We start from the raw sequence: 26,461 nt of genomic DNA on the forward strand, positions 1-26,461 counted from the left end.
ACCGCGACGCCAAACGAACAGAGGTCACTACATGTCGATTCTGATCAACAAAGACACGAAGGTCATCACGCAGGGCATCACCGGCAAGACCGGCCAGTTCCACACGCGCGCTTGCCGCGAATACGCGAACGGCCGCGAAGCGTACGTCGCAGGTGTGAACCCGAAGAAAGCCGGCGAAGATTTCGAAGGCATTCCGATCTACGCGAGCGTCAAGGAAGCGAAGGCTGAAACGGGCGCAACCGTTTCGGTCATCTACGTGCCGCCGGCAGGTGCTGCCGCCGCGATCTGGGAAGCCGTCGAGGCCGATCTCGATCTCGCGATCTGCATCACGGAAGGCATTCCGGTTCGCGACATGCTGGAAATCAAGGACCGCATGCGCCGCGAAAACCGCAAGACGCTGCTGCTCGGACCGAACTGCCCCGGCACGATCACGCCGGACGAGCTGAAGATCGGCATCATGCCGGGCCACATCCACAAGAAGGGCCGCATTGGCGTGGTGTCGCGTTCAGGCACGCTGACGTACGAAGCGGTCGGTCAGTTGACGGCGCTGGGTCTCGGCCAGTCGTCGGCGGTCGGTATCGGCGGCGATCCGATCAACGGTCTCAAGCACATCGACGTGATGCAGATGTTCAACGACGATCCCGAAACGGACGCCGTCATCATGATCGGCGAGATCGGCGGTCCGGACGAAGCGAACGCCGCTTACTGGATCAAGGACAACATGAAGAAGCCGGTCGTCGGCTTCATCGCGGGCGTGACGGCGCCTCCGGGCAAGCGCATGGGCCACGCAGGCGCGCTGATCTCGGGCGGTGCGGACACGGCGGATGCCAAGCTCGAAATCATGGACGCGTGCGGCATCAAGGTCACGAAGAACCCGTCGGAAATGGCGCGTCTTCTGAAGTCCGTGCTGTAAGGAGTCCGGCAAAAAGCGCGAGGGTTTGGTACTCTTACTGATTCCTTTCGCACCAGCCTGAAAAGCGGCCGACCAAACGGCCGAACAAAAGCGAGGGAGCATTGCTTCCTCGCTTTTTTCATTTCGGCCGCTCATTTTGCTTCACTCCATGCTTGAATTCTTCTCGACGCTTCACTGGGGCGCGGTCGTTCAGATCATCGTGATCGACATTCTGCTCGGCGGCGACAATGCCGTGGTCATCGCGCTCGCCTGCCGCAATCTGCCGGACAAACAGCGCACGCGCGGCATCGTGCTCGGCACGCTCGGCGCGATCGTGCTGCGCGTCGTGCTGATCGCCTTCGCGGTCATGTTGCTCGATATCCCGTTCCTCAAATTCCTGGGCGGCCTGCTGCTTCTGTGGATCGGCGTGAAGCTGATGCAGCCCGATCATGACGAGCATGAAATCAGCGCGTCGGACCGGCTGTGGGCGGCGGTGAAGACCATCATCATCGCGGATGCGGTGATGAGTCTCGATAACGTGATCGCGATTGCGGGCGCGGCGGAAGCGGCCGATCCGCGTCACCGGCTGACGCTGGTGATCTTCGGGCTCGTGGTAAGCATTCCGCTGATCGTGTGGGGCAGCACGCTGGTGCTGAAGCTGCTCGATCGTTTCCCGGCCGTCGTGCTGCTCGGCGCGGGGCTGCTCGGATGGATCGCGGGCGGTCTTATCATCGACGATCCCTTTATCGATCGCTGGCCCGCGCTCAATACCGAATTCGCCATCTACGCGGCGCGCGTGGGCGGCGCGTTGCTGGTCGTCGGCGTGGGCTGGCTGCTCAAGCGCCGCGCGCTCGCTGAAGGGAATCGCGCGGCGGGTTGATTCGGTTCGAACCGTCGCGCGGGCTTAGGCCGTTTGGCCGACTGCCGCTCGTTCCGCGCCCTGAATACGATTGAAGCGTCCTGTCCGCATTGCGCGGCAGGGCGCTTTTTCGTTTCTCAGGAGCAGCAATGACGACGATGGTTTGTAGTTTCAACGCGCCGTGGGCACGGCGCACGGTGTGGCTCCGCCGCGTGAAGAAGGCGTGGACGCGCGGCTTCACGCTGATCGAACTGATGATCGTGCTGGCGATCGTCGGCGTGGTCGCGGCGTATGCGATCCCCGCGTATCAGGACTATCTGGCGCGCAGCCGCGTGGGCGAGGGCATCGCGCTGGCGGCATCGGCGCGGCTCGCGGTGGCGGAGAACGCGGCGAGCGGGGCGGATCTCGCGGGCGGTTACGCGTCGCCGCCGGGCACGCGCAATGTCGAGTCGATTCACGTCGACAGCGATACCGGCCAGATCACGATCGCGTACTCGACGCGCGTCGCGCCCGCGGGCTCGAACACGCTCGTGCTCGTGCCTTCGACACCCGACAACGCCGAGACGCCCACCGCGCGCATCGCGCTCGCACGCGGCGCGGTGCAGGCGGGCTCGGTGACGTGGGAATGCTTCGCGGCCACCAAGACGGCGTCGGCGCTTCCCGCGCCGGGTGCGGGTCCGCTGCCCACGCCCGCGCCGACCTTGCCAAGCAACCTCGCGCCGCCGGAGTGCCGCGCGTAAGCCGTGCGAGAGAGCGCAACGCATGAGACGGGCGCGGCGGCAGGATGGACGGCGCCGCCGCGTCCGACGGCGTCGTTTTTGCGCGAAAAGCAGCGATTTCGTCGCAAATCAAATGGTTCGCCGGACAGCGCGGGCAAAGTTTTGTATAGTGCGCCGGTTGCCGACGTTCCCAGTCCCTCATGCCTTCCCAATTCGCGCGTTTTCTCTGCTTCGCCGTCCTGTGTCTTGCGTTGACGATTCCTTTCGCGGTCGTCAACCACACGTATCCGATTCCGACTTTCTACGCCGAATTCAGTGCGCTCGCGCTTTATCTTGCGCTAGGCGCAACGGTGGCGCTTCTCGTGCGCGTTTCCGAGCCGAAAGTGCCGTTCGCGTCGCCGGTCATCGCATTGATGCCGCTCGCTTTCGGCCTGCTGCTCGTCGCGCAGACGGTGCTTCTGCCGGTCGCGCAACCGTCGATGAACTGGCTCGGCGGCGCGTATCTGCTCGCGTCGTTCGTCGCGGTGCATACGGGCTTCGGCTTCGTGCGCGCGGGGCTCGCGGAGAAGGCGTTGCGCGTCGGCGCGGCGGCGTTGATCGTGGGCGGGCTGTTCGCGGTGTTCTGCCAGATCGTGCAGTTGCTGCACCTCGAAGTGAAGTTCACGCCGTTCGTCGTCGCGTACAACGTGATGATCGAGCGACGTCCGTTCGGCAACATGGCGCAGGCGAATCATCTGGCGACGGTCATCGCGTTCGCGCTCGCCGCTACGCTCTATTTCGTGCAGACGCGGCGTTTGCCGGTCGTGCTGTGGCTCGTGCTGTCGGTGGCGTATTCGCTCGGGCTCGCGCTCACGGTGTCGCGCGGGCCGTGGCTGCAGACGGGCGTGATCGTCGTCGCCGGTTTCTGGATGGCGTTCGTGCTGGGACGGCCGGTCGCCTCCGAAGGCTTCGATGGACCGGGCCGGCGCGACGTGCGCGCATGGCTCATGCCGGTGCTGCTCGCGATCGTGTTCTTCGCGGTGAACGCGGTCGTGCGCTGGGCGAACACACGCTATGACTTCGGCCTCGCGCAATCCGCCGCGGAGCGCATGCAGGACGCAAATCAGATTGCGCCGCGCCTCGCGCTCTGGAAATACGGCTGGACGATGTTCAAGACGCATCCGCTGCTGGGCGTCGGCTGGGGCGAGTTTCCGCGCTATCAGTTCGATCTCGTGCGCGATCTGGGCGGCGTGGAGATCGCCAACAATGCGCACGACATCTTCATCGACCTGCTCGCGAAAACGGGTGCGTTCGGCGTGGCGATTCTGGTGTGCGGCGTCGCGTTCTGGCTGATTCGCGTGCTGCGTGCGCCGCAGACGCCTGCGCGGATTTTCGCGTTGTCGCTGCTCGGCGTGCTGATGATGCATGCGCTCGTCGAATATCCGCAGCAATACATGTTCTTCCTGATGCCCGCGATGCTCGTGATGGGCTTGCTGGAAACGCGGCCCGTGCGGCTCGTCGCGCGGCCGCTGTCGTATGGCGTGTATGTCGTGCTCGTGCTCGGCGGGCTCGCGGCGCTGTATCCGACGCTGCGCGACTATAACCGCGCCGAAGTGCTGTACTACGGCGCGCGGCCGGCGGAGCAGTATCGCGACAATCCGTCGTTCCTGTTCACGGCGTGGGGCGAGTACGGGGCGGCGACGCTCTTGCCGATCAACGCGCAGAATATCGAGGAGAAGCTCGCGGCGCATCGCAAGGCGATTGCGCTGTTGCCGGGCGAGACCGTTTTGCGTCGCTACGCGGTGCTGCAGGCGCTGGCCGGACAGAAGGCGGAAGCGCTCGACACCATGGCGCGCCTGAAGATTTTTGCGACCGAGTTGCATGACTGGCCGAAGCAGCTTGCGGCCGTCTACGATCTCGTCGCTGAGTCGGGACAGCCGCTGGCGTCGTTCAAGGCGGATCTCGTGAAGCTGTACGGCGTGCCGGCGCAGCGTCAGGCGCCGGCGGATGATGCGGACGACGAAGACGACGAGTGAGGCGGCCTCAGGCCGGCCGCGGCGCGTGCCCCTCCGCGACCCAATCCCCCGACTTCCCGCCGTGCTTTTCCATCACTCGCACATTGGTGATGGTCATGCCGCGATCGACCGCCTTGCACATGTCATAGATGGTCAGCAATCCGACCTGCACGGCGGTCAACGCTTCCATCTCGACGCCCGTACGTCCGACCGTCTCCACGCGCACTTCGCAATGCACGCCCGGCAGCGTTTCGTCGATGGAAAAGTCCACGGCGACGCGCGTCAGCGCCAGCGGATGACATAGCGGAATCAGATCGGCGGTGCGCTTCGCGCCCTGAATCGCCGCAATGCGCGCCACGCCCAGCACGTCGCCTTTCTTCGCGCGGCCTTCGCGGATGAGCGCGAGCGTGCCGTCGAGCATCGCGATCGAACCGCGCGCGAGCGCGATGCGCCGCGTCTCGCTCTTGTCGCCGACATCGACCATATGCGCCTCGCCGGCGGCATCGAAATGTGTGAGTCCGGACATAGCGTCTCCTTCGCGTCTTCCTTCGATCGGGCGCCTATCATACCAGCGTGAATTTGCGCGTTTTTGCGCCACGCGCGGCACGCTCGAACGCCCCCGGCGCGACACTTGATACGATAAGCTCGTTTTGATTTTCTGGCGCCGGCCATCGGCGCCGCCCCGGTTTGCGCCATGCATTCGACACGTTCGAGCCGCGTGCTCGTCTCCCTGCTGTGCATTGCCCTCGCCATGCCGCCCGCGGCGCTGGCGCAAGCGGGCGCGCCCGTCGCCGGCGGCTCGAACGCGGGCGGTGCGACCGGCATGACCGGCACGACCGGCACGACCGGCACGACCGGCACGCTGGCGGCGTCGCAATTGCGCGCGGCGCAGGAACCCGGCGGCAGCGACGTGCCCGCCAATGTCGCGGAAGGCGTGTTCGGCGTCTATGGCGGCGCGGAAAGCCGCTTTGCGAATCGGCCGGGCACGATGTCGGGCCTGCGCGCGCCGCTGTCGTCGGTGCAATTGCCCGATCTCGGCGACGGCTCTGGCGGCTCGCTCACGCCGCAAGCGGAGCGCAAAATCGGCGAGCGGGCAATGCGCGATGTGCGCGCCGACCCCGACTATCTCGACGACTGGCTGCTGCGCGACTATCTCGACTCCATTTCCTCGAAGCTCTCGGCTGCGGCGGCCACGCAATACCTCGGCGGCTACCGGCCCGACTTCGATCTGTTCGCCGTGCGCGATCCGCAGATCAATGCGTTTTCGATGCCCGGCGGCTTCATCGGCGTGAATACCGGGCTGATCGCGGCAACCCAGACCGAGTCGGAACTGGCGTCCGTCATCGGACACGAGATGGGACACGTGCTGCAGCGGCACATCGCGCGGATGCTCGGCGCGCAGCAAAAGAGCACCTACGCGGCGCTCGCCGGCATGCTTGCCGGCCTGCTCGCGGGCCTGCTCGCGCACAGCGGCGATCTCGGCATGGGCCTCGCGATGGGCGGCCAGGCGTTCGCCGTCGACAATCAATTGCGCTTCTCGCGCGCGGCCGAGCACGAGGCGGATCGCGTCGGCTTCCAGATGCTGGCGGCCGCCGGTTACGACCCGTACGCGATGGCCGCGTTTTTCGAACGCCTCGATCGCTCGACCATGGCCGACAACGGCGTGCCGCCCTACGTGCGCACGCACCCGCTGACGACCGAGCGCATCGCCGACATGGAAGGCCGCGCGCGCCGCGTGCCTTATCGGCAGCCGCGTCAGTCGGTGGAATATGCGTTCGTGCGCGCCCGGGCGCGCGTGCTGCAGGTGAGTTTTGCGAGCGATTATCGCGAAGTCGTGAGCCGTCTGCGCGCGGAAATCGAGGATCAGACGGCGCTCAATCCGGCGGCAAACTGGTACGGCATTGCGCTGGCGCAATCGTTGATCGGCGATTACGGCGCCGCCAACGACGCGCTCGCGAAAGCGCGCCGCCTGTTCGATGGCGAGGAGGCGAGCACGGCGGCGGCATCGGCGCAGGTGCAGCAGGAAGCGAAGGCGGCGGGTGCGAACGCGGCATCGGTGTCGAAGGCCGCGCAGGCGTCGTCGCGCGCGAAGAGCGTCGGCGCGGGTCAGGCTCAGTCGGAGGCGCAATCGAAGGCACAATCGAAGGCGCAATCGCTGAGCAACGCCGACGCCTCGATGATCGCGACGCCGCTCAACAACGCGCACGCACCGCTGAATCTCGGCCGGAGCGTGCTGGCGGAGGCCGCGCCGCGCGCGGGTGGCGATATCGCGCTTCCTCCGATCCACGTCGAAGGCGGCGCGGCTCCGCAGCCGCAGCCGCAGCCGTCGCAGGCGCCGCCTTCACCGCAGCCCGTGCAGGTTCAACGCAGCTCGCCGAGCCTCGACGTGCTCGCCGCCGACATCGCGCGCCGTGCCGGCCGCAACGACGACGCGGTCCGTCTCGCCGAGCTTGCCCAGAAGCGCTGGCCGGAATCGCACGCGGCGCTCGACGTCCACTTGCAGGCGCTGCTGGCCGCGCGCCGCTACGCCGAAGCGCAGACGCTCGCCCGTCGCGAAACCCGCGCCGAGCCGACGCGCCCCGACTGGTGGCTGTTTCTCGCGCAGGCAAGCGCGGGTCTCAACGATCCGTTGCAGCAGCATCAGGCGATGGCGGAAAAGCTCGCGCTCGACGGCGCATGGCCGTCCGCGATACGCCAGTTGAAGGAGGCGCGCGACGTGAAGAACGTCGGTTTCTACGATCTTTCGGCGATTTCAGCGCGTCTGCGCGATTTCGAGACGCGCTACAGGGAAGAGCGCGAGCAGGAGAAAAACGGCTAGTTCAGCTTGCCGATGCCGCGCGGGCGGCCGGGCTCGCGACGAAATCGAATCGCTGAGCAACGTCCGCGCGCGCGATGGCCTCGACGGGCAGATCGACGCCCGCACGCCAGTGAAAGACGCCGCGCGTGCCCGGTTCGTCGAGCGAAGCGTGGTTCGCGAACAGATCGAGATCGTGGTCGTGCAGCGCGGCCACGCGCGCGGGCGAGGCGTTGTCGGAGAAGAGAATGCCGCCTTCGTCGTCGAGCCAGGCATGCGCCGGATCGAACGCCGCGCCGGCCTGATCGGTCAGGTGCAGAACACCGTCGATGTCATTCAGCCGCACGATCCACGGCGTGTAAGCCAGCTCCACATACACGCGCTGCGGCCCGTTCTGAAAGAACCGCTGGCCGTCGTCGTCACGCTCGTAATTGCGGTTGATGAAACCGAGCAGCGCCTCGTGACGGATCGGCGTGCCGAGTTCGCCGGCAGCCTGCGCGGCGTCGTCGCGCATGCGCCATTGGCCGCGCCGGTCGAGCAGCAGCCAGCCCGTGCAATGCGGAACGTTGGGCCATTTGGCGAGCGCCTGCCTGACGATGTCATCCATGATGGTTCACGAAACGAAGTTCTCCAGATAGCCGAACACCCGCAGCGACAGCCAGTCGATCCGGCCCGGAAACGGTCCGGTCATGAAGCCGACGTGTCCGCCGTGGTTCGGCTGATCGAGCGTGACGCGCGCCGACACTTCCGCTTGCGACGGCAGCGCGAACTCCGGCAGGAACGGATCGTTGCGCGCGTTCAGCAGCAGCGCGGGCACGTCGATGTGTTTCAGATGCGCGCGCGTGGTCGCCGTCGACCAATAGTGGTTGGTGTCGCGAAAGCCGTGCAGCGGCGCGGTCACGACGTTATCGAACTCGTACAGCGTGCGCGCGGCGAGGACGGCTTCGCGATCGTAAAGCCCCGGATATTGCCCAAGCTTCGCGAGCGCCTTCTTCTTCAGTGACTTCAGAAAGCTGCGCGTGTAGACCAAGCCGAAGCCCTGCGAGATGGCTTCGCCGCCGGCGTGCACGTCGAGCGGCGCGGAAATGGCGGCGGCCGCGCTGATGATCGATGCATCGCGGCCGCGCTCGCACAGCCAGTGCAACAGCACGTTGCCGCCGAGCGAGACGCCCGCGGCCACGATCGGCCCGCGATGAGACTGCGCGAGGCGCCGCAGGATCCAGTCGACTTCGGCGCTGTCCGCGAGATGGTAGAAGCGCGGCTGCAAATTCAGCGGCCCGCTGCAGCTGCGAAAGTGCGGCACGACGCCGTGCCAGCCGCGCGCCTGAGCGGCGGCCATCATCGTGCGGGCGTAGTGTGAATCGGAGTTGCCTTCGAGGCCGTGAAACAGCACGAAGAGCGGGGCGGTTGCGGCGGGACGGTCGACGGAATCGTGCGCAAGCCAGTCGAGATCGATGAAATCGCCATCGGGCGTGTCCCAGCGTTCGCGCCGGTAGCGCACGGCGGGTTTGCGGCCGAACAGCGCGGGAACGATGGTTTGCGCGTGGCTCGACGGCAGCCAGCGCGGCGCGTTATAGAGCCAGTCCGTGCTCAGCGGCGCGAGCACGCGCGCGGTTTCCCTCAGTGCCACTGCGGGCGCTTTGTCCACGAACGACGAATCGTGTTTCAACAACGGATCGCGCTTCATGGCCCCTCCCCGACGTACGTCTTTTTCAGTGCTTCGATCTTCAGTGCAGCGGTCCCTGACCGTGCCGCAGCTTGGCCGCGAATTGTCCGGCTGTTTCCGCCGGCATCACGCTCGCGTGGATATGCGCAATGCGCCACTCGCCGCGTTCGTGAACCATCACGTAAGTGGTGTAGATCATGCGCGGCACGCCGGTCGATGCAGCCGGCTGATGCGCCTCCGCCACCGCATACACGACCGTGCCCAAGCTGTCGTACACGCGGATATCGAGCGGCTCGATCGTCACCGCCTGCGCTTCGAACTGCTTGCCGAGCCCGGCGCGGATGTTCTCCAGCCCGTGCAGATGCGTGCCGTCCGCGCAGACGCAGGTGGCGAACTCCTCGTCGAGCCACAGCGACATCACCGTGTCGATGCTGTTATCCGCGACGGCCTGATAGTAAGCGTTGAGAGTATCGGCGGCGGCTTCGAAGAGGCGGGCGAAACGTGGCATGGCTCGTGGGTCTCTGGCATTCGATGCAGGCGCCGCTTGCAGCCGCTGATGGCGGCGGGGCGGTGCGCTGCACCGGTCATTGGTCAAAGCATGCCCCCGTTGGGAGACATTCGCGTGTCCGCGTCCGCACACACGGCCGGAAACCGCCTGAAAACGCCGCCTAAACGTTGCTCAAACGTCACTAAGCGTCGATCCGGACGCGCGTTTCGCCGCATGCGCGCACGATCAGCGATGCGCGAGCAGCATGCCGCGCAAGTCGCCGAACACCTGCTCGGCGGTGAGTTCGCGCAGGCAGTTCAGATGGCCGAGCGGGCACTCGCGGGCAAAGCACGGACTGCATTCAAGGTGCAGCCATTGTACCTTTGCGAGATCGGACAAGGGCGGGGTGTGGCGCGGATCGGTCGAGCCGTAGACCGCGACGAGCGGCCGGCGCGAGGCTGCCGCGACGTGCATCAGGCCGGAATCGTTGGTGACGACCGCGCTCGCTCGCGAAATCAGCGCGCACGCCTCGCCGAGCGAGGTCTGGCCGCACAGATTGCGCACGTTCGGGGCGCGTTCGGCGATGGCCTGCGCGATCGGCGCGTCCTTGTTCGAGCCGAGCGCGATGATGCGCGCGTACGGAAACGACTGCGCGATGAACTGCGCAAGCGACGCGAAATGCTCCGGCGGCCAGCGCTTGGCCGGGCCGTACTCGGCGCCGGGACAAAACACCACGAGCGGCGCGCGGGTGTCGAGGTCGAAGCGCGTCGAAACGCGCGCGGCCTCGTTGGGATCGGCGTCCAGGCGCGGCACCGGCAGCGTGGGCGCGTCGGGCGGGGCGGATTCGCCGTTTGCCGCGTGTCCTGCCGCGTGTCCCTGCGCAAATTTGTCGATGAACGGCAGCTTCGCGCCCGGCGCGTAGGCGAGGGCGGCGTAGCGCGCGGTCATGGGCGGCCGCTCGGTTTTCGGCGGATTCGCGTGACGCACGTTGAGCAGCCCGTAGCGGCTCTCGCCCGTGTAGCCGATGCGCAGGTTGATGCCTGCCATCCACGGAATCAGCGCGGATTTCATGGAGTTGGGCAGCACGTAGGCGGCGTCGTAGCCGACATCGCGCAAGTCGCTCGCGAGTTGCCAGCGGCGCAGCAGTTGCAGCTTGCCGTGGGCCAGGTCCGTCGCGTAGACGTCGCGAATTTCCGGCATGCGCTCGAGCACGGGCGCAACCCACGTGGGCGCGACGGCATCGATGGCAATGCGCGGATGCAACTTCCGCAGAAGCGTGAAGAGCGGCTGCGCCATCAATGCGTCACCGATCCAGTTCGGTGCTATAACCAGCGCGCGGCGCATCTGTCGTTGTCCGATCTCAAAAATAACGCGGCTCACCGTCTTGGGGCGAGTCGTCGATTGTGGTGGGTTTCGATGGCTCCGGCCGTTCAGCAACGGCCGGAGCGCGGGCGGACACGGCGAACGAGCCGCCGCGCCGCCTCGTGAGCGCCGGGCGCGTGCCCGGCGGCGTGCTCAGTGACCGCCCTTGAGCACTTCGCCGTCTTTCAGCTTGTAGCGCGTGCCGCAGTACGCGCAGCGCGCTTCGCCGTGCGTGACGTCGATGAACACGCGCGGATGCGTGCTCCAGCGCTGCATTTTCGGGTTCGGGCAGAAAGCGGGCAGATCCTTGGCCAGCAGTTCCACCAGCGGCATTTCCTTCAAGTCGCTCATTGCTATCTCTTTTCCTGATGTCCAGCGGGCGGCAGGCGTTCGGCGCGCCGCGCCGCGTTGCGTTTCATGAGATCGATTAAACCTTCGCGAGCCAGCTCGCGTACTTCTCGTTCTTGCCGCCGACGACGTCGAAGAACGCGCTTTGCAGCTTTTCCGTGATCGGCCCGCGCTTGCCTTCGCCGATGGTGCGGTTGTCGAGTTCGCGGATCGGCGTGACTTCGGCGGCGGTGCCGGTGAAGAACGCTTCGTCGCAGGTGTAGACCTCGTCGCGCGTGATGCGCTTCTCGATGACCGGAATGCCGAAGTCGCGCGCGAGCGTGATGACCGTGTCGCGCGTGATGCCGTCGAGGCACGAGGCCAGATCCGGCGTGTAGATCTTGCCGTTGTTCACGAGGAAGAAGTTCTCGCCGGAGCCTTCGGACACGTAGCCGTCGACATCCAGCAGCAGGGCTTCGTCATAACCGTCGGCGACGGCTTCCTGATTCGCGAGAATCGAGTTGACGTACCAGCCGGACGCCTTTGCGCGGACCATCGACACGTTCACATGATGACGCGTAAACGACGACGTCTTCACGCGGATGCCCTTCGCCAGCCCGTCTTCGCCGAGATAGGCGCCCCACGGCCACGCCGCGATGGCCACGTGGATGGTGTTGCCCTTCGCCGAGACGCCGAGCTTCTCCGAGCCGACCCAGATGATCGGGCGGATATAGCAGGATTCCAGCTTGTTCTCGCGCACGACTTCGAGTTGCGCGGCTTCGAGCGTCGCATGATCGAACGGGACTTCCATCTGGAAGATCTTCGCCGAGTTGAACAGGCGCTTCGTGTGCTCCTTAAGGCGGAAGATGGCCGTGCCCTGCGCGGTCTTGTACGCGCGCACGCCTTCGAACACGCCCATGCCGTAGTGCAACGTATGGGTCAGAACGTGGATCTTGGCGTCACGCCAGTCGATCAGCTTGCCATCCATCCAGATCTTGCCGTCGCGGTCGGCCATTGACATACGGTTCTCCTAGCTGTCTCGTTCAAGTGAGTTCGGGGCGTCCGCCTGGTCTCGCCAGGTGGCGACGTGCTTGCATGGCTCGTGCGCAAAGTCCTGCCGCGGCACCCGCGGCCGGAGCGCAAAGGGGCGAAAGTCCGTCATTTTAGCGTCTTTTCGCGACGAAACCGATCTTGAAGCGCCTTTCACGACGCTATAATTTGCCTTTCGCCGTTTGCTGAATTGACGAAGCGAAACGGCGCAGACCGTCATTCCCGTTTTTTACCGATTCATTGCGCATCGATCGAGGCCGTGCGGTGGCTCGCTGCCCGAATCGTCATCCTGGCCTCGTATCCGCTCATGCTCGACCGGCTGTCCGACACGAATCGCCGCGCCTTTTTCGAGGGCGTGCGCACGTTCTCTCCCGCCGTCCTGGCGACTTTCTCCTGGGGACTCGTCACCGGCATCGCGATGACGAAGTCCGTGCTCACCGTGCCGCAGGCGCTCGGCATGTCGTTTCTGGTGTACGCGGGCTCGTCGCAGTTGGCGGTGCTGCCGCTCTTCGCCGCGAAGCTCCCGCTCTGGACCATTCTCCTCACCGCCGCGATGGTCAACCTGCGCTTCGTGATCTTCAGCGCCGGCCTCGCGCCGCATTTTTCCTATCTGCCGCTGAAGCGCCGTCTGCTGCTCGGCTATTTCAACGGCGACATCATCTATCTGATGTTCTCGAAGCAGAATTTCGCGACCGGCTGGCAGCCCGGCAAGGAAGCGTTCTTCTGGGGCCTCGCCGTGTCGAGCTGGAGCTCGTGGCAGGCATCGTCGGTCATCGGGATTCTGCTCGCGAGCCTGATTCCCGATAACTGGGGCCTCGAACTCGCCGGCACGCTCGCGCTGATTCCGCTCATCGTTTCGGCCGTCGCGACGCGCTCGACGCTCGCAGCCGTGGCGGTCGCGAGCGTCGTCGCGCTGATGGCGTTCGATCTGCCGTATCGCTTCGGGCTGCCGCTGGCGGTGTTCGCGGCGCTCGTCGCGGGCACGCTCGCCGATGTCATCGCGGAGCGCGCGCGGCCGCAGCCCGCCGCCCCGGAGGAGGAGCCGGGCACGAAGTCCAAATCCGACGCCACGCGGAGCGTCCGATGAGCGCCTGGCAGATCTGGCTGGCGCTGATCGGCATGGGTCTCGTCACCGCGGTGACGCGCGCGCTGTTCCTGATCGGCGGCGAGCGCATGGTGCTGCCGCCGCGAGTGCAGCGCGTGCTGCGCTACGCGCCGGCGGCGGCGCTCGCGGCGGTCGTCGTGCCGGATCTGCTGGAAACGCCGGCGGGCGTGTCGCTCGCGCTGTCGAATCATGCGCTGTGGGCGTCGGCGGCGGGGCTTGCTTACTACCTGTGGCGGCGCGGCATGATGGGCACGATCGCCGTCGGCATGATCGTCTTCACGCTGCTGCGGCTCGCGACATGAGCGGCGCACGCGTGCCGGCAACGCGCGCCAAATACGCGTCATCATTGATTGCCCGCTAAAAGCGCGAGGGGCGATCAGTTAAAATGATGGTCTTTCCTGGCAGTGAGGGGTCGAAAGTGTGTCCGGCAGTCATCGCGCTACGGTTTTTCAACCCGCCGCCTTCGGTCGCGCGCATGGTTGAACCAGTCGATTCGCCGCGTCCGGGCGCTGATGCGGCGTGCCGCGCGCATCGCCGCCATGCGCTGCCCGATCCCTTTCTCCCGCTTGCGCGCCGCGCCTTCTTTTTCTTCGTAGCGCGGCCTTCGCCTCCCGCCTGATCCGCGCCTGGTGCCGTCCTGCCCGACGGCCCCAGGCGCGGCGACTCCTCGAACCGGCCGGCCCCCACCGGTCATCTCGCCCGAACCGCTTTTCTACCTACGTTGACTCCCATGACGAAAGTACTGCGTTTCACCGATCTGATCGCCGAAGGCAAAGTCTCCGGCAAGCGTGTGTTCATCCGCGCGGATCTCAACGTGCCGCAAGACGATGCCGGCAATATCACCGAAGATACGCGCGTGCGCGCCTCGGTCCCGGCGATTCGGGCCGCGCTCGACGCGGGCGCCGCCGTGATGGTCACGTCCCATCTGGGCCGTCCGACCGAAGGCCAGTTCAAGCCGGAAGACTCGCTCGCGCCGGTCGCCAAGCGTCTGTCGGAACTGCTCGGCCGCGACGTGCCGCTGGTCGCCAATTGGGTCGACGGCGTGAACGTGCAGCCGGGCAACGTCGTGCTGCTGGAAAACTGCCGCTGCAACAAGGGCGAAAAGAAGAACGACGACGGCCTCGCGCAAAAGCTCGCCAAGCTCTGCGATATCTACGTCAACGACGCGTTCGGCACCGCGCACCGCGCCGAAGCCACCACGCACGGCATCGCGAAATACGCGCCGGTTGCGTGCGCGGGCCCGCTGCTGGCAGCCGAACTCGACGCGCTCGGCAAGGCGCTCGGCAACCCGAAGCGCCCGCTGGTCGCGATCGTCGCGGGCTCGAAGGTGTCGACCAAGCTCACCATTCTGAAGTCGCTGGCCGAGAAGGTCGATCAGCTGATCGTCGGCGGCGGCATCGCGAATACGTTCATGCTGGCGTCGGGTCTCAAGATCGGCAAGTCGCTCGCGGAAGCCGATCTCGTCGGCGAGGCGAAGGAAATCATCGAGCAGGCGCGCACGCGCGGTGCATCGGTGCCGATTCCGAGCGATGTCGTCACCGCCAAGGAATTCGCCCCGACCGCGAAGGCCGAAACGAAGCCCGTCGCCGATGTCGCCGACGACGACCTGATCCTCGACATCGGCCCGGATACGGCACGCGCGCTCGCCGCGCAGCTTGAAACCGCCGGCACGATCGTCTGGAACGGCCCGGTCGGCGTGTTCGAATTCGACCAGTTCGGCAACGGCACGAAGACGCTCGCGCAGGCGATCGCCGGTTCGTCGGCGTTTTCGATCGCGGGCGGCGGCGACACGCTCGCGGCCATCGCGAAGTACGACATCGCCGACAAGGTGAGCTACATCTCCACCGGCGGCGGCGCGTTCCTCGAATTCCTGGAGGGCAAGACGCTGCCGGCGGTCGAAGTGCTCGAATCGCGCGCCGGAGCCTGAGGCGTTGGCGGCCCGAGAGAATCCGGCGAAGGCAAAGAAGGGCGCGCAAGCAGCCGGCGGCGCGCAGGACGATGTGACGCAAGACGCGATCGATGCCGCCGCCGAGGCGGCACGGGTCATCGCGGACGCGGCGCAACCGGATCAGGCAGCACCCGAGGGCGAAGTGACGCAAACGCCCCCGGTCATCATCGGCGGCGTGCCAGCGCATGCCTTGAAAGACATCGATAAAGCGACGCCGGCACGAACCGGCGCGCGCGCGCAGGCGGTGAGCAACACCTCATCGCAGGCGCAACGTGCTCGCAGCGTTGTTACGGGCGATCCTACTGAGACGAGGAATTCCATGCATCGCGCTACAAAGATTGTTGCCACCATCGGCCCGGCCTCCACGAGCCCGGACATCCTGCTGCAAATGTTGCAGGCGGGCCTCGACGTCGTACGTTTCAACTTCTCGCACGGCACCGCCGACGACCATCGCCAGCGCGCCGAAATCGTGCGCGAGGCGGCGCGCCAGGTCGGCCGCGAAGTCGCGATCATGGCGGACCTGCAAGGCCCGAAGATCCGCGTCGGCAAGTTCGAGAACAACAAGACGATGCTCGTCGCGGGCAATCCGTTCATCCTCGATGCGAACTGTCCGCTCGGCAACAACGAGCGTTGCGGTCTCGACTACAAGGACCTGCCGCGCGACCTGCGCGCCGGCGACGTGCTGCTGCTGAACGACGGCCTGATCGTGCTCGACGTCACGCGCGTGATCGGCGAGGAGATTCACACGATCGTGAAGGTCGGCGGCGAGCTCTCGAACAACAAGGGCATCAACCGCCAGGGCGGCGGGCTGACTGCGCCCGCGCTGACCGAGAAGGACATGGAGGACATCAAGACGGCGATGTCGCTCGGCGCGGACTTTGTCGCGGTGTCGTTCCCGAAGAACGCGACCGACATGGAAATGGCGCGGCAGCTGGCCAACATCGCGGGCGCGCCGTACGGCATCAAGCCGAAGATGATCGCGAAGATCGAGCGCGCCGAAGCCATTCCCGCGCTGCAAGGCATTCTCGACGCATCCGACGGCATCATGGTCGCGCGCGGCGATCTCGCGGTGGAAGTGGGCAACGCGGCGGTGCCGGCGCTGCAAAAGCGCATGATCCGCATGGCGCGCGAGTCGAACAAGCTCGTGATCACCGCCACGCAGATGATGGAATCGATGATCCACGCGCCCGTGCCGACGCGCGCGGAAGTGTCGGACGTGGCGAACGCCGTGCTCGACGGCACCGACGCCGTGATGCTCTCCGCCGAAACCGCGGCGGGCAAGTATCCGGTGACGACCATCGAAACCATGGCGGCCATCTGCGTCGAGGCGGAGAAGTCGGAAGAGTCGCAGCTCGACCGCGATTTCCTCGACCGCACGTTCACGCGCATCGACCAGTCCATCGCGATGGGCGCGCTCTTCACCGCGTTCCATCTCGGCGCGAAGGCCGTGGTCGCGCTGACCGAGTCGGGCTCGACCGCGCTGTGGATGTCGCGTCACTGGACCCACGTGCCGATCTTCGCGCTGACGCCGCGCGTGGGCAGCGAGCGCACGATGGCGCTGTACCGCAACGTCACGCCGCTGCACGTCGACACCAACATGGACCGCGACGCCGCGCTGAATCAGGCGCTCGAAGTGGTCGTGGCGAAGGGCTATGCGGCGCGCGGCGACATGGTCGTGCTCACCGTCGGCGAGCCGATGGGTCAGGCGGGCGGCACCAACACGCTGAAGATCGTGCGGGTGGGCGATCACTTCTAAGCGATCCTGACAGACGCGCGGTCACGCACCGCGCGGGTTGTTGCGGGACTGAGAGCGCCCGCCGCGCCGCCGGCGGCGGGCGCTCCATCAATGCGCGCAAGACGACGAAGCCGCTTCGTCAGTCAAAGCCTGGATAACGCCGAAAACCGCCCGAGAGCGGAATCGAGCGCGCATAGGCCTGTTTGCCGATGAAACGATCACGCGTTGCCCGCCACGAGGCAACCTTGCGGGAACGTCGGAAGACCGTTCCATAGGCAAACAGGCCTTACAGAATTCGTTTCACATCATGGAGTTTCACCACAATGCCTCTCGTATCAATGCGTCAATTGCTGGATCACGCAGCCGAACACGGTTACGCCCTCCCGGCATTCAACGTCAACAATCTGGAGCAAGTGCAGGCGATCATGTCGGCGGCGGACGAAGTGAACGCGCCCGTCATCATGCAGGCGTCCGCCGGCGCGCGTAAGTACGCGGGCGAAGCGTTCCTGCGTCATCTGATCGAAGCGGCCGTCGAGTCGTATCCGCATATTCCGGTCGTGATGCATCAGGATCACGGTCAGTCGCCCGCCGTGTGCATGGCCGCGATCCGCTCCGGCTTCACCAGCGTCATGATGGACGGCTCGCTCGAAGCCGACGGCAAGAGCGTCGCGTCCTACGAGTACAACGTCGCGGTGTCGAAGCAGGTCGTCGAGTTTTCGCACGCGATCGGCGTTACGGTGGAAGCCGAACTGGGCGTGCTCGGCTCGCTCGAAACCATGAAGGGCGACAAGGAAGACGGCCACGGCGCGGAAGGCACGATGACGCGCGAGCAACTCCTGACCGACGTCGAGCAGGCCGCCGACTTCGTCCGGCAGACGCAGTGCGATGCATTGGCGATCGCCATCGGCACGTCGCACGGCGCGTACAAGTTCTCAAAGAAGCCGACGGGCGATATCCTCGCAATCGATCGAATTCGCGAAATCCATCAGCGCATTCCGAATACGCACCTCGTGATGCACGGCTCGTCGTCGGTGCCGCAGGAACTGCTGGCCGAAATCCGCGAATTCGGCGGCGACATGAAGGAAACCTACGGCGTGCCGGTCGAGGAGATTCAGGAAGGCATCCGTCACGGCGTGCGCAAGGTGAACATCGACACCGACTTGCGTCTTGCGATCAGCGGCGCGATTCGTCGCTATCTGTTTGAAAATCCGTCAAAATTCGATCCGCGCGACTATCTGAAGCCGGCGCGCGAGGCGGCGAAGGAAATTTGCCGTCAGCGCTACATGCAGTTCGGCTGCGAAGGCATGGCGGGCAAGATCAAGCCGGTTTCGCTCGAAAAGATCGCCGCGAAATACAAGTCCGGCGAACTCGCGCAGATCGTGAAATAAAGCGCGGTTGGATTTGTAAAGTAAAATCAACGGGTTCCGGCGACGGGACCCGTTCGCTTTTTTTAGCCGCCCCGGCCATCCGGGCGCGGCCACTCACCCTTTCCAGCACCTCTTCGGTATACGACGATGTCCACGCTATACGAATCCACGATCAAATCGCTGCCGCTGCTCGGCCGTGGCAAGGTCCGCGACAACTACGCCGTCGGTCAGGACAAACTCCTGATCGTCACGACCGACCGCCTTTCCGCATTCGACGTCGTCATGGGCGAGCCGATTCCGAACAAGGGCCGCGTGCTGAACACGATGGCCGATTTCTGGTTCGAGAAGCTCGGCCATATCGTGCCGAATCACAACACGGGCATCGATGCGGCGTCGGTCGTCGCGCCCGACGAAGTCGAGCAGGTGAAGGGCCGCGCGGTCGTGGTGAAGCGTCTGGAGCCGATTCTCGTCGAAGCGGTGGTGCGCGGTTATCTCGCCGGCAGCGGCTGGAAGGACTATCAGGCGACCGGTTCCGTATGCGGCGTCGAATTGCCGCCGGGCCTGCAAAACGCGCAGAAGCTGCCCGAGCCGATCTTCACGCCGGCAGCAAAGGCCGAAATGGGCCATCACGACGAAAACATCACCTACGATGAGATGGAGCGCCGCATCGGCACCGAGCTGTCGGCGACCATCAAGCGCATTTCCATCCAGCTGTACAAGGAAGCGGCCGAGTACGCGGCGACGCGCGGCATCATCATCGCGGATACGAAGTTCGAGTTCGGGCTCGACAACAAGGGCGAGCTCTATCTGATGGACGAAGTGCTCACCGCCGATTCGTCGCGCTTCTGGCCCGCCGACGGCTATCAGGTCGGCACGAACCCGCCGTCCTTCGACAAGCAGTTCGTGCGCGACTGGCTCGAAACGCAGCCGTGGAAGAAGGAACCGCCCGCGCCGAAGCTGCCGGAAGACGTGATCGCGAAGACGTCGGAGAAGTATCAGGAAGCGCTGCAACGTCTCACGGGCAAGACCCTTTCTTAATCGTCGGATCAGGCGCCGCTCCCGGAGCGGCGCCCGCAATTCAAGGAAAAGGAATGAGCGAAGTACAGACTGGCGCGCACACGCATGACGCGCCGCTCGTCGGCGTGCTGATGGGCTCCAGCTCCGACTGGGACGTGATGAAGCACGCCGTCGCGATTCTTCAGGAATTCGGTGTGCCGTATGAGGCGAAGGTCGTGTCGGCGCATCGCATGCCCGACGAAATGTTCGCCTATGCCGAGAGCGCGCGTGCGCGTGGCGTGCGCGCGATCATCGCGGGTGCGGGCGGCGCCGCGCATCTGCCCGGCATGCTGGCCGCGAAAACCACGCTGCCGGTGCTCGGCGTGCCGGTGGCGAGCAAGCATCTGAAGGGCGTCGATTCGCTGCACTCGATCGTGCAGATGCCCAAGGGCGTGCCGGTCGCGACCTTCGCTATCGGCGAGGCGGGCGCGGCGAACGCGGCGTTATTCGCGGTATCGCTTCTGAGCGTCACCGAGTCGCGTTATGCCGACGCGCTGGCCGCCTTCCGCGTCAGGCAGAATCAGGCCGCGCGCGACATGGCGTTGCCGCCGCTCTGAGGCTTCGTCACTCGTTTGACCCGTTGTCCTGTTAGCAACGCCTGAAAAACAGCCCGTTTCGCCCATTGTTCGCGACTCCGCCCCCACGATGAACCCACACAACTCCCCGATCTCTCCCATCCTGCCGGGCGCCTGGCTCGGCATGGTCGGCGGCGGCCAGCTCGGCCGCATGTTCTGCTTCGCCGCTCAGTCGATGGGCTATCGCGTTGCCGTCCTCGATCCGGATGAAACGAGCCCGGCGGGCGCCGTCGCCGATCGTCATATCCGCGCTGCCTACGACGACCGCGCCGCGCTCACCGAACTCGGCCGCCTGTGCGCGGCGATATCGACGGAATTCGAGAACGTGCCGTCCGCGAGCCTCGAATTTCTCGCGTCGTGCACGTTCGTGAGCCCGGCGGCGAGTTGCGTCGCGATTGCGCAGGACCGCGTCGCGGAGAAGCGCTTTATCGCGGAATCGGGCGTGCCGGTGGCGCCGCATGTCGTGATCGAATCGCCGCAGGCGCTCGCCGCGCTCCCCGACGAGAAAATCGCCGCCGTGCTGCCCGGCATTCTCAAGACCGCGCGCTTGGGCTACGACGGCAAGGGGCAGGTGAGCGTGCGCAACGTGCAGGAAGTGCGCACGGCGTATGCGTCGCTGTCGGGCGTGCCGTGCGTGCTGGAAAAGCGCATGCCGCTCAAGTACGAAGTGTCCGTGCTCATCGCGCGTGGCGGCGACGGCAAATCGGCCGTGTTCCCGCTCGCGCAGAACGTGCACGTGAACGGCATTCTCGCGAAGACGGTCGTGCCCGCGCCCGACGCGCAGGCGTCGCTCGTCGCGCAGGCGCAGGACGCGGCGCTCACCATCGCCGCGAAGCTCGGCTACGTGGGCGTGCTGTGCGTGGAGTTCTTCGTGCTGGAGGACGGCTCGCTGATCGCGAACGAGATGGCGCCGCGTCCGCATAATTCCGGCCACTACACGGTCGATGCCTGCGCGACGAGCCAGTTCGAGCAGCAAGTGCGCGCGATGACCGGCATGCCGCTTGGCGACACGCGCCAGCATTCGCCGGCCGCGATGCTGAACCTGCTCGGCGATATCTGGTTCGACGGCGACAAGGCGCGTTCGCCCGCGTGGGCGGAAGTCGCCGCGATGCCGGCGGCGCGGCTGCATCTGTACGGCAAGGAAGACGCGCGCCGCGGCCGCAAGATGGGCCACATCAACTTCACGGCGGCGACGCTCGAGCAAGCGCGCACGGCGGCGCGCGACTGTGCGCGCATGCTGCACATTCCGCTCGATTAAAACTTTTTAGTACGACTTTGGCAGCAAGCAGGCAATGACCATCCATTTTCCGAGCGATGCGCAGATCGATGAAGCCGCGGCTTTGCTCGATGCGGGCGAACTCGTCGCGTTTCCGACCGAAACGGTCTACGGGCTCGGCGGCGACGCCGAAAACCCCGATGCCATCGCGCGCATTTATGCCGCCAAGGGGCGGCCGGCGAATCATCCGGTGATCGTGCATCTTGCGCCCGAGGCCGATCCCGGCTACTGGGTGCGCGAATTGCCCGCCGATGCGCAGAAGCTCATCGATGCGTTCTGGCCCGGGCCTCTGACGCTGATTCTCAAGCGTGGGGCGCATATTCCGGCGGCCGTGAGCGGCGGACAGGATTCGGTGGGCATTCGCTGTCCGTCGCATCCGGTCGCGCAGCAGATGTTGTCGGCGTTTCACGCGCGGCGGCATGGCACCGGCAAGCAGGGCGGCGTGGCGGGGCCGTCGGCGAACCGCTTCGGGCACGTGAGCCCGACGACCGCGCAGCACGTGCGCGACGAGTTCGGCAACGGCGTGCATGTGCTCGATGGCGGCGCGGCGGATGTCGGCATCGAATCGACAATTCTTGATTTGTCGCGCGGCTTTCCGGCGTTGTTGCGGCCGGGGCATGTGGGTCCGAAGCAGATCGCGGATGTGATTGGCGTCGCGCCGCGTTTGCCCGACGGCTCGGACGCGACGGCGCCGCGCGCATCGGGGACGCTCAAGGCGCATTACGCGCCGCGCACGCCGCTCGCGCTATTGCCGTTCGCGACGATCGCGCCGTTGATCGCGGCGCAGGATCGCGCGAGCGGCAGGAAGATCGCGCTGGTCGCGCGGGCGTCGAGCGCGGGCGAGTGGGCGCATGCGGCGAACGTGCATTTCGTCGCCGCGCCGGAGGATCCGCAGAGTTATGCGCGCGATCTGTATGGCTTGTTGCGTGCGCTGGATCGGGCGAATGTCGAGCGGATTCTGATCGAGAAGTTGCCGGAGTCGGTTGAGTGGATTGCGGTGAATGATCGGCTTGGACGGGCGGCGGCGGCGTTTGAGCGGGAGGAGTGAAGGGGCGGGTTAGGGTCGGTTTGTGAAGATGGGTTGAAGGGATTTCGCTTTTGGATCAGTTGGTTATGATCTAGGGTTTCCTCCGCGTGCGCGGAGATAGACCCCAATGATTGCACCGCCTGATGCGGGTCAGGATGTTTCCTCCGCGTGCGCGGAGATAGACCCGGGGCTTGGCTCCAAGGTTGCCAGTTCGTGCCGTTTCCTCCGCGTGCGCGGAGATAGACCCTCGACCGGAATTTCTATTTGATCGACGCAGTGGTTTCCTCCGCGTGCGCGGAGATAGACCCGCGTCGTCCGACTCCTTCAGTGCGGGCGTCGGGGTTGCTCCGCGTGCGCGGAGATAGACCCAAGAAGGCCGCCGCCCATGACGGCGTACAGGTGGTTGCTCCGCGTGCGCGGAGATAGACCTGATGGCGATTTGATGAGGGTGCGAGCGCGTTGGGTTGCTCTGCGTGCGCGGAGATGGACCTTCAGAATAGTCGTGTATGCGCTGCGCGACTCGGGTTGCTCCGCGTGCGCGGAGATAGGCCCTCGATCACGGCAGGTTGCATGATTTTCTTACCGGTTGCTCCGCGTGCGCGGAGATGGACCCGAGGTCACGAAAGGAGAGTTCGCCACTCCTACGTTTCCTCCGCGTGCGCGGAGATGGACCCCTGCGCGACTTCCAGTTCATGCCGCTGAACGTGTTTCCTCCGCGTGCGCGGAGATGGACCGGCCGTGCGCTTGAATATCAGCCTGCCCGAGCAGTTTCCTCCGCGTACGCGGTGATGGGCCTCGCTCGGAGACGCGGGAATCTTGTCGCCTGCCGGTTGCTCCGCGTGTGCGGAGATGGACCTCAGTTGAGCTTGTAGCCGCGCATGTAGACGCGGTTTTCTTTGCGTGTGCGGAGATGGGCCCGGTCAACACGCTTCGATGATGGGTTTCAATGAGTTTCCTCCGCCTGCACGCAGATAGACCCGAATCGAGCCCGGCCCCCAAACCAAAACCGCCCGACAGTCCCCCGTCAGGCGGTTCCAAATTCAACTCCCCAAACCGCTACTTCCCCAACCCCGACTTAGCAATCGTCTGCTCCGCCGTCTGCGCGTAAAGCGCATGCAGATGCGTCGTCGGATGCACGGTGTCGGCGTACATATACGTTTGATCCGCGCCGGCCACCGTCAGCGTATCCGGCGAGCAGAACAGCGACGTGGCGAACGCCTGCGGATTCGGTTCGCCGAACTTCTGCGCCGCCGCGGCCATCGCTTGCAGATTGCACGCCGTGCCGGTGTTCGACACCGTAAAGCCGAACTGCGCTGCATTCGCCGTGATGTTCGCCAGCGGCGGCACGATGTCCAGATAAATCACCTTCGACATCAACCCCGTTTGCGTGAGTGCTGCGGCCAGCGCCTGATTGAAGCCGAGCGATGCCTGCGAGAGCAACGCGCGCGACGTCGGACTGCTCATCATGCCCTGCGGCGTCGTGCCGATATCCGGCACGTTCGATACGAGCACATGCGTCGCGCCGTTCTGCACGACCTTGCCGATCACGCCCGCGAGGTCGATCGCCGCCTGGCCGATCGCCGCAGTCGCTGCGGCGGGCGTCATCTGGCCGGCCTGAACCGCCTGCAGGTTGAAGAGGATATCGTTCGCGCCGCCGTTGACGATCACCAGTTGCCCCGCGTTGAAGCTGCCATGCGACGCGAGATAGTTGGTCAATTGCTGCGCAACCGGCACCGTGAGCGTGCCGGTGAAGTTGTTCGGATCGGTGGTCGCGTGCCCGATGCCGATCGGATTCGTCACGCGCGAGCCGCCCTGCGCGTAGCCCAGTCCCGATTGCACGGCGGGTGCGGTGCCGAAGCCGCCGGTCATCGCAGGCTTGAGCGTGTCGCCGTAGTATTGCGCGACGTTCTGCGTCCACACTTGCCCCGGGTTCGTCGTGAATCGGCCGCCGCCGAAGTTCGACGCCGCCACCGGCGCGTACGTGCCGACATCGGACAGGCTGTCGCCGAAGGACACCACCTGCAGCTTGACGCCGCCCGCGGGCGTGGAATTGTTGTCGTCGCCACCGCCGCCGCATGCCGCGAGCAGGGCGAATGCGGCGCTGGCCGTCGCGAACTGGGCCAGGCGCACCAGGGTGGCGCGCGTCGAGCGTTGCTTCATCATGGACCTCGTCTCCGTTCTTCGATGTTTTCTAATTTGCTCGCGGCGCTCGACCTGTTCCGGTCTTCATGCCGTCTTCACGCCGCGTAACCGCGAGTTTAAGCGATGCGGCACATCCGCCCGGCTACATGACAACCCGTATCCGGCCGAGCGCCGTGCCCGACAGCGTACACGGCGCGCGCGGCTTTCCGGATGCGACTTCGTAGAAGAAATCTTCGGTCGAATCCGGCTTCCATGCCTGCGCGCGGCGTGTCCCGCCGACGCCCGCGCGCACTCACTCCTCGACGCCGGGCTTGCGCGCGCCTTCGTAGACCCATTCGAGCAGCGCGTCGTGCGCGGCGCGCGCGGCCTCGGCGCGCGGATCGTTGATGAAGCTCACGACGACATAGCTCTCGCCATTCGCCGCGCCGACATAGCCCGCGATCGCGCGCACATCGCGCAGCGTGCCGGTCTTGATGTGCGCGTTGCCGAGCGCACCGGCGTTGGTCAGCCGGTTGCGCATGGTGCCGTCGACGCCCGCGATCGGCAGCGACTCCACGAACACCTGCGCGACCGGACTCGCGTTGGCCGCCACCAGCAATTCGGCGAGCGACAGCGCGCTGATGGATTCGTCGCGCGACAGGCCCGAGCCGTTATCGAGCGAGAGGCCGTCCATCGGCAGGGCGCTGCGGCGCAGGAACGCCTGAATGGCCTGCGCGGATTTCGCGGTCGTCGCGGGCGGCTTCAACTGCGCCGCGCCGATGGTGAGGAACAGGTTGCGCGCCATCACGTTGTTGCTGAACTTGTTGATGTCGCGAACGACGTCGGAGAGCACAGGACTGCGATGCGTGCCGACGAGCCGCGCGCCCGAGGGTGTCGGGCCTTCGCGCGTCGTCCCTTCGAAGGTGCCGCCCGCCTGCTTCCACAGCGCGAGGAAGCCGCCCGCGAAGAAGGTGGAGTGATCGAGCGCGGCGACGTTGATCGTGCGCGAGCCGCAGCGCAGCGGATAGTCGCCGATGAACGACGCCTGCACGAAGCCGCCCTGCGTCTGCGCCACACTCGGCGACGCCGCCGACAGCGAGCCCACGCACGCGCCGCGCGTCACGCGCAGTTCGTTGTCGATCTGCAATTGGGCGAGCTGCGGCAACACGTCGATGGCGACCTGCCCGTCGGGGCTCGGCGTCAGCGTGAAGGACAGCGACTTGAACGCGTAGAGCAGCGGGTCCGGGCCGACGTTATAGGGCGCGGAATCGTCGTTGTCGAAGGCGGGGAGATCGCGCGTGGAGGCGTCGAAATAGCGCTTGTCGAGCACGAGCGCGCCGTCGATGCCGGTGATGCCGCTCTTGCGGATCTGATCGACGAGATCGATCAGTTCTTCCGGCACGAGCTTCGGATCTCCCGTGCCCTGAATGTACAGATTGCCGTGCAGCACGCCTTGCGGATCGATCTGGCCGTCGGCGTAAGCGGTCGTCTTCCAGCGATAGTCCGGCCCGAGAATCGAGAGGCCCGCATAGGTGGTGACGAGCTTCATCGTCGAGGCGGGCAGCATCGGCGTGTCTGCGTTGATCGCGACGAGCGGCACCGGGCCGCCCACGCGTTGCACGACGACGCTCATCGACGAAAGCGGCACATGCGCGCGCGCGAGCGCGGTCATGACCGATGCAGGCAACGGCCCGACAGGCACGCTCGCTTTTGCGGCACGTTCGGCCTTCGCGCTCTTCGCCGCGTGTTTGGCCTTCGAGCCGCCTCGGGCGGCGCGCTCGGGCGCCTGCGCCTGCGATTCGGCCTTCGTGCCGCCGCGCGCCTGAGTATCGGGCGCATGGCCGAGCGCGGCGCATGCGAGGAGCGCACAGAGCGTGAATGAGGAGAGACGGCGAGATACGGATTGAAATGCTAGAGGCATGGAGGAAAGGGTTTGACGGGCACGAAGCGGCTATTGTAGACAAGCTGGCTTGCGGTAATCGTACGAATGAGGGTCGCACGGCGCGGTATCTGCGGTTAAAAGCGCAGCCAGGGGCGGTCAGGCGCGGTTAAGACCCGCTTAAGCCTGTGGCGGGGCCGCGCGGCTACAATGGCTCGCAAG

Annotated in this window: 23 protein-coding genes; 14 read left to right on the forward strand and 9 right to left on the reverse strand. The window is 65.8% G+C overall.

Annotation, left to right across the window (positions count from 1 at the left end):
* The first annotated feature begins 31 nt into the window (after positions 1-31).
* The 4 genes from sucD to BRPE64_RS02270 all read left to right on the forward strand — a co-directional run bounded on the left by sucD (position 32) and on the right by BRPE64_RS02270 (position 4,485).
* Positions 32-913 carry a succinate--CoA ligase subunit alpha gene (gene sucD / locus BRPE64_RS02255; protein WP_014190528.1) on the forward strand — a complete coding sequence of 294 codons (882 nt, stop codon included), beginning with the start codon at positions 32-34 and terminating at the stop codon, positions 911-913.
* Between the two features lie 148 nt (positions 914-1,061).
* Positions 1,062-1,772 (forward strand): TerC family protein, encoded by a 711-nt coding sequence (locus BRPE64_RS02260; RefSeq protein WP_016344392.1) that lies wholly within the window; start codon positions 1,062-1,064, stop codon positions 1,770-1,772.
* A gap of 128 nt (positions 1,773-1,900) precedes the next feature.
* Positions 1,901-2,491, forward strand: coding sequence for a pilin (locus BRPE64_RS02265; RefSeq protein WP_016344393.1), 591 nt, complete (start codon positions 1,901-1,903; stop codon positions 2,489-2,491).
* Between the two features lie 179 nt (positions 2,492-2,670).
* Positions 2,671-4,485 carry a PglL family O-oligosaccharyltransferase gene (locus BRPE64_RS02270; RefSeq protein WP_016344394.1) on the forward strand — a complete coding sequence of 605 codons (1,815 nt, stop codon included), beginning with the start codon at positions 2,671-2,673 and terminating at the stop codon, positions 4,483-4,485.
* Between the two features lie 7 nt (positions 4,486-4,492).
* Here the strand turns inward: BRPE64_RS02270 and moaC are convergent, their stop codons facing one another.
* Positions 4,493-4,990 carry a cyclic pyranopterin monophosphate synthase MoaC gene (moaC, locus tag BRPE64_RS02275; protein ID WP_044041149.1) on the reverse strand — a complete coding sequence of 166 codons (498 nt, stop codon included), beginning with the start codon at positions 4,988-4,990 and terminating at the stop codon, positions 4,493-4,495.
* A 168-nt stretch (positions 4,991-5,158) separates the two neighbouring features.
* Here moaC and BRPE64_RS02280 point away from each other — a divergent pair, with 168 nt between their 5' ends.
* Positions 5,159-7,282, forward strand: a complete 2,124-nt coding sequence (locus tag BRPE64_RS02280) for a M48 family metalloprotease (protein ID WP_016344396.1) — start codon at positions 5,159-5,161, stop codon at positions 7,280-7,282.
* A 1-nt stretch (position 7,283) separates the two neighbouring features.
* Here the strand turns inward: BRPE64_RS02280 and BRPE64_RS02285 are convergent, their stop codons facing one another.
* The 6 genes from BRPE64_RS02285 to BRPE64_RS02310 all read right to left on the reverse strand — a co-directional run bounded on the left by BRPE64_RS02285 (position 7,284) and on the right by BRPE64_RS02310 (position 12,121).
* Positions 7,284-7,865, reverse strand: a complete 582-nt coding sequence (locus BRPE64_RS02285; RefSeq protein WP_016344397.1) for a DUF2946 family protein — start codon at positions 7,863-7,865, stop codon at positions 7,284-7,286.
* 6 nt (positions 7,866-7,871) lie between these two features.
* The gene (locus BRPE64_RS02290; RefSeq protein WP_016344398.1) at positions 7,872-8,945 is read right to left on the reverse strand and encodes a YheT family hydrolase; all 1,074 of its coding nucleotides are present in this window, start codon (positions 8,943-8,945) and stop codon (positions 7,872-7,874) included.
* A 40-nt stretch (positions 8,946-8,985) separates the two neighbouring features.
* The gene (locus BRPE64_RS02295; protein WP_016344399.1) at positions 8,986-9,432 is read right to left on the reverse strand and encodes a nuclear transport factor 2 family protein; all 447 of its coding nucleotides are present in this window, start codon (positions 9,430-9,432) and stop codon (positions 8,986-8,988) included.
* Between the two features lie 225 nt (positions 9,433-9,657).
* On the reverse strand, positions 9,658-10,755 hold the full coding sequence (gene waaF, locus BRPE64_RS02300; protein ID WP_016344400.1) for a lipopolysaccharide heptosyltransferase II: 1,098 nt from the start codon (positions 10,753-10,755) through the stop codon (positions 9,658-9,660).
* 171 nt (positions 10,756-10,926) lie between these two features.
* On the reverse strand, positions 10,927-11,124 hold the full coding sequence (locus BRPE64_RS02305; protein ID WP_016344402.1) for a zinc-finger domain-containing protein: 198 nt from the start codon (positions 11,122-11,124) through the stop codon (positions 10,927-10,929).
* A gap of 76 nt (positions 11,125-11,200) precedes the next feature.
* Entirely contained in the window at positions 11,201-12,121 is a 921-nt protein-coding gene (locus tag BRPE64_RS02310; RefSeq protein ID WP_044041150.1) for a branched-chain amino acid transaminase, read from the reverse strand.
* Between the two features lie 336 nt (positions 12,122-12,457).
* Here BRPE64_RS02310 and BRPE64_RS02315 point away from each other — a divergent pair, with 336 nt between their 5' ends.
* The 9 genes from BRPE64_RS02315 (at position 12,458) to BRPE64_RS02355 (ending at position 22,260) form a co-directional block, all read left to right on the forward strand.
* Positions 12,458-13,237: an AzlC family ABC transporter permease gene (locus BRPE64_RS02315; protein WP_051180370.1), complete on the forward strand. Its 780-nt coding sequence runs from the start codon at positions 12,458-12,460 to the stop codon at positions 13,235-13,237.
* Positions 13,234-13,557, forward strand: a complete 324-nt coding sequence (locus tag BRPE64_RS02320; protein ID WP_016344405.1) for an AzlD domain-containing protein — start codon at positions 13,234-13,236, stop codon at positions 13,555-13,557. The genes BRPE64_RS02315 and BRPE64_RS02320 overlap by 4 nt, the downstream gene beginning before the upstream one ends.
* 428 nt (positions 13,558-13,985) lie before the next feature.
* A complete protein-coding gene (locus BRPE64_RS02325) occupies positions 13,986-15,182 on the forward strand; it encodes a phosphoglycerate kinase (protein WP_016344407.1) in 1,197 nt (398 codons plus the stop codon).
* A 340-nt stretch (positions 15,183-15,522) separates the two neighbouring features.
* A complete protein-coding gene (pyk, locus tag BRPE64_RS02330; protein WP_044041893.1) occupies positions 15,523-16,959 on the forward strand; it encodes a pyruvate kinase in 1,437 nt (478 codons plus the stop codon).
* A 302-nt stretch (positions 16,960-17,261) separates the two neighbouring features.
* Positions 17,262-18,326, forward strand: coding sequence for a class II fructose-bisphosphate aldolase (fba, locus tag BRPE64_RS02335; RefSeq protein ID WP_044041151.1), 1,065 nt, complete (start codon positions 17,262-17,264; stop codon positions 18,324-18,326).
* Positions 18,327-18,452: 126 nt separating this feature from the next.
* Positions 18,453-19,343, forward strand: a complete 891-nt coding sequence (locus BRPE64_RS02340; RefSeq protein ID WP_016344410.1) for a phosphoribosylaminoimidazolesuccinocarboxamide synthase — start codon at positions 18,453-18,455, stop codon at positions 19,341-19,343.
* Between the two features lie 53 nt (positions 19,344-19,396).
* Entirely contained in the window at positions 19,397-19,918 is a 522-nt protein-coding gene (gene purE / locus BRPE64_RS02345) for a 5-(carboxyamino)imidazole ribonucleotide mutase (protein ID WP_016344411.1), read from the forward strand.
* Positions 19,919-20,006: 88 nt separating this feature from the next.
* A complete protein-coding gene (locus BRPE64_RS02350) occupies positions 20,007-21,194 on the forward strand; it encodes a 5-(carboxyamino)imidazole ribonucleotide synthase (protein WP_044041152.1) in 1,188 nt (395 codons plus the stop codon).
* Between the two features lie 34 nt (positions 21,195-21,228).
* On the forward strand, positions 21,229-22,260 hold the full coding sequence (locus BRPE64_RS02355) for an L-threonylcarbamoyladenylate synthase (protein ID WP_016344413.1): 1,032 nt from the start codon (positions 21,229-21,231) through the stop codon (positions 22,258-22,260).
* Positions 22,261-23,295: 1,035 nt separating this feature from the next.
* Here BRPE64_RS02355 and BRPE64_RS02360 read toward each other — a convergent pair.
* A complete protein-coding gene (locus BRPE64_RS02360) occupies positions 23,296-24,402 on the reverse strand; it encodes an SGNH/GDSL hydrolase family protein (protein WP_016344414.1) in 1,107 nt (368 codons plus the stop codon).
* A gap of 271 nt (positions 24,403-24,673) precedes the next feature.
* On the reverse strand, positions 24,674-26,281 hold the full coding sequence (gene dacB / locus BRPE64_RS02365; RefSeq protein WP_016344416.1) for a D-alanyl-D-alanine carboxypeptidase/D-alanyl-D-alanine endopeptidase: 1,608 nt from the start codon (positions 26,279-26,281) through the stop codon (positions 24,674-24,676).
* Positions 26,282-26,461: the final 180 nt, after the last annotated feature.

Source organism: Caballeronia insecticola (assembly GCF_000402035.1).
Lineage (GTDB): Bacteria > Pseudomonadota > Gammaproteobacteria > Burkholderiales > Burkholderiaceae > Caballeronia > Caballeronia insecticola.

Excerpts from the sequence above, each read along its gene's own strand:
- sucD (WP_014190528.1), top strand. The coding sequence starts at position 32 with ATGTCGATTCTGATCAACAAAGACACGAAGGTCATCACGCAGGGCATC.
- BRPE64_RS02260 (WP_016344392.1), top strand. The coding sequence starts at position 1,062 with ATGCTTGAATTCTTCTCGACGCTTCACTGGGGCGCGGTCGTTCAGATC.
- BRPE64_RS02265 (WP_016344393.1), top strand. The coding sequence starts at position 1,901 with ATGACGACGATGGTTTGTAGTTTCAACGCGCCGTGGGCACGGCGCACG.
- BRPE64_RS02270 (WP_016344394.1), top strand. The coding sequence starts at position 2,671 with ATGCCTTCCCAATTCGCGCGTTTTCTCTGCTTCGCCGTCCTGTGTCTT.
- moaC (WP_044041149.1), bottom strand. The coding sequence starts at position 4,990 with ATGTCCGGACTCACACATTTCGATGCCGCCGGCGAGGCGCATATGGTC.
- BRPE64_RS02280 (WP_016344396.1), top strand. The coding sequence starts at position 5,159 with ATGCATTCGACACGTTCGAGCCGCGTGCTCGTCTCCCTGCTGTGCATT.
- BRPE64_RS02285 (WP_016344397.1), bottom strand. The coding sequence starts at position 7,865 with ATGGATGACATCGTCAGGCAGGCGCTCGCCAAATGGCCCAACGTTCCG.
- BRPE64_RS02290 (WP_016344398.1), bottom strand. The coding sequence starts at position 8,945 with ATGAAGCGCGATCCGTTGTTGAAACACGATTCGTCGTTCGTGGACAAA.
- BRPE64_RS02295 (WP_016344399.1), bottom strand. The coding sequence starts at position 9,432 with ATGCCACGTTTCGCCCGCCTCTTCGAAGCCGCCGCCGATACTCTCAAC.
- waaF (WP_016344400.1), bottom strand. The coding sequence starts at position 10,755 with ATGCGCCGCGCGCTGGTTATAGCACCGAACTGGATCGGTGACGCATTG.
- BRPE64_RS02305 (WP_016344402.1), bottom strand. The coding sequence starts at position 11,124 with ATGAGCGACTTGAAGGAAATGCCGCTGGTGGAACTGCTGGCCAAGGAT.
- BRPE64_RS02310 (WP_044041150.1), bottom strand. The coding sequence starts at position 12,121 with ATGTCAATGGCCGACCGCGACGGCAAGATCTGGATGGATGGCAAGCTG.
- BRPE64_RS02315 (WP_051180370.1), top strand. The coding sequence starts at position 12,458 with ATGCTCGACCGGCTGTCCGACACGAATCGCCGCGCCTTTTTCGAGGGC.
- BRPE64_RS02320 (WP_016344405.1), top strand. The coding sequence starts at position 13,234 with ATGAGCGCCTGGCAGATCTGGCTGGCGCTGATCGGCATGGGTCTCGTC.
- BRPE64_RS02325 (WP_016344407.1), top strand. The coding sequence starts at position 13,986 with ATGACGAAAGTACTGCGTTTCACCGATCTGATCGCCGAAGGCAAAGTC.
- pyk (WP_044041893.1), top strand. The coding sequence starts at position 15,523 with ATGCATCGCGCTACAAAGATTGTTGCCACCATCGGCCCGGCCTCCACG.
- fba (WP_044041151.1), top strand. The coding sequence starts at position 17,262 with ATGCCTCTCGTATCAATGCGTCAATTGCTGGATCACGCAGCCGAACAC.
- BRPE64_RS02340 (WP_016344410.1), top strand. The coding sequence starts at position 18,453 with ATGTCCACGCTATACGAATCCACGATCAAATCGCTGCCGCTGCTCGGC.
- purE (WP_016344411.1), top strand. The coding sequence starts at position 19,397 with ATGAGCGAAGTACAGACTGGCGCGCACACGCATGACGCGCCGCTCGTC.
- BRPE64_RS02350 (WP_044041152.1), top strand. The coding sequence starts at position 20,007 with ATGAACCCACACAACTCCCCGATCTCTCCCATCCTGCCGGGCGCCTGG.
- BRPE64_RS02355 (WP_016344413.1), top strand. The coding sequence starts at position 21,229 with ATGACCATCCATTTTCCGAGCGATGCGCAGATCGATGAAGCCGCGGCT.
- BRPE64_RS02360 (WP_016344414.1), bottom strand. The coding sequence starts at position 24,402 with ATGATGAAGCAACGCTCGACGCGCGCCACCCTGGTGCGCCTGGCCCAG.
- dacB (WP_016344416.1), bottom strand. The coding sequence starts at position 26,281 with ATGCCTCTAGCATTTCAATCCGTATCTCGCCGTCTCTCCTCATTCACG.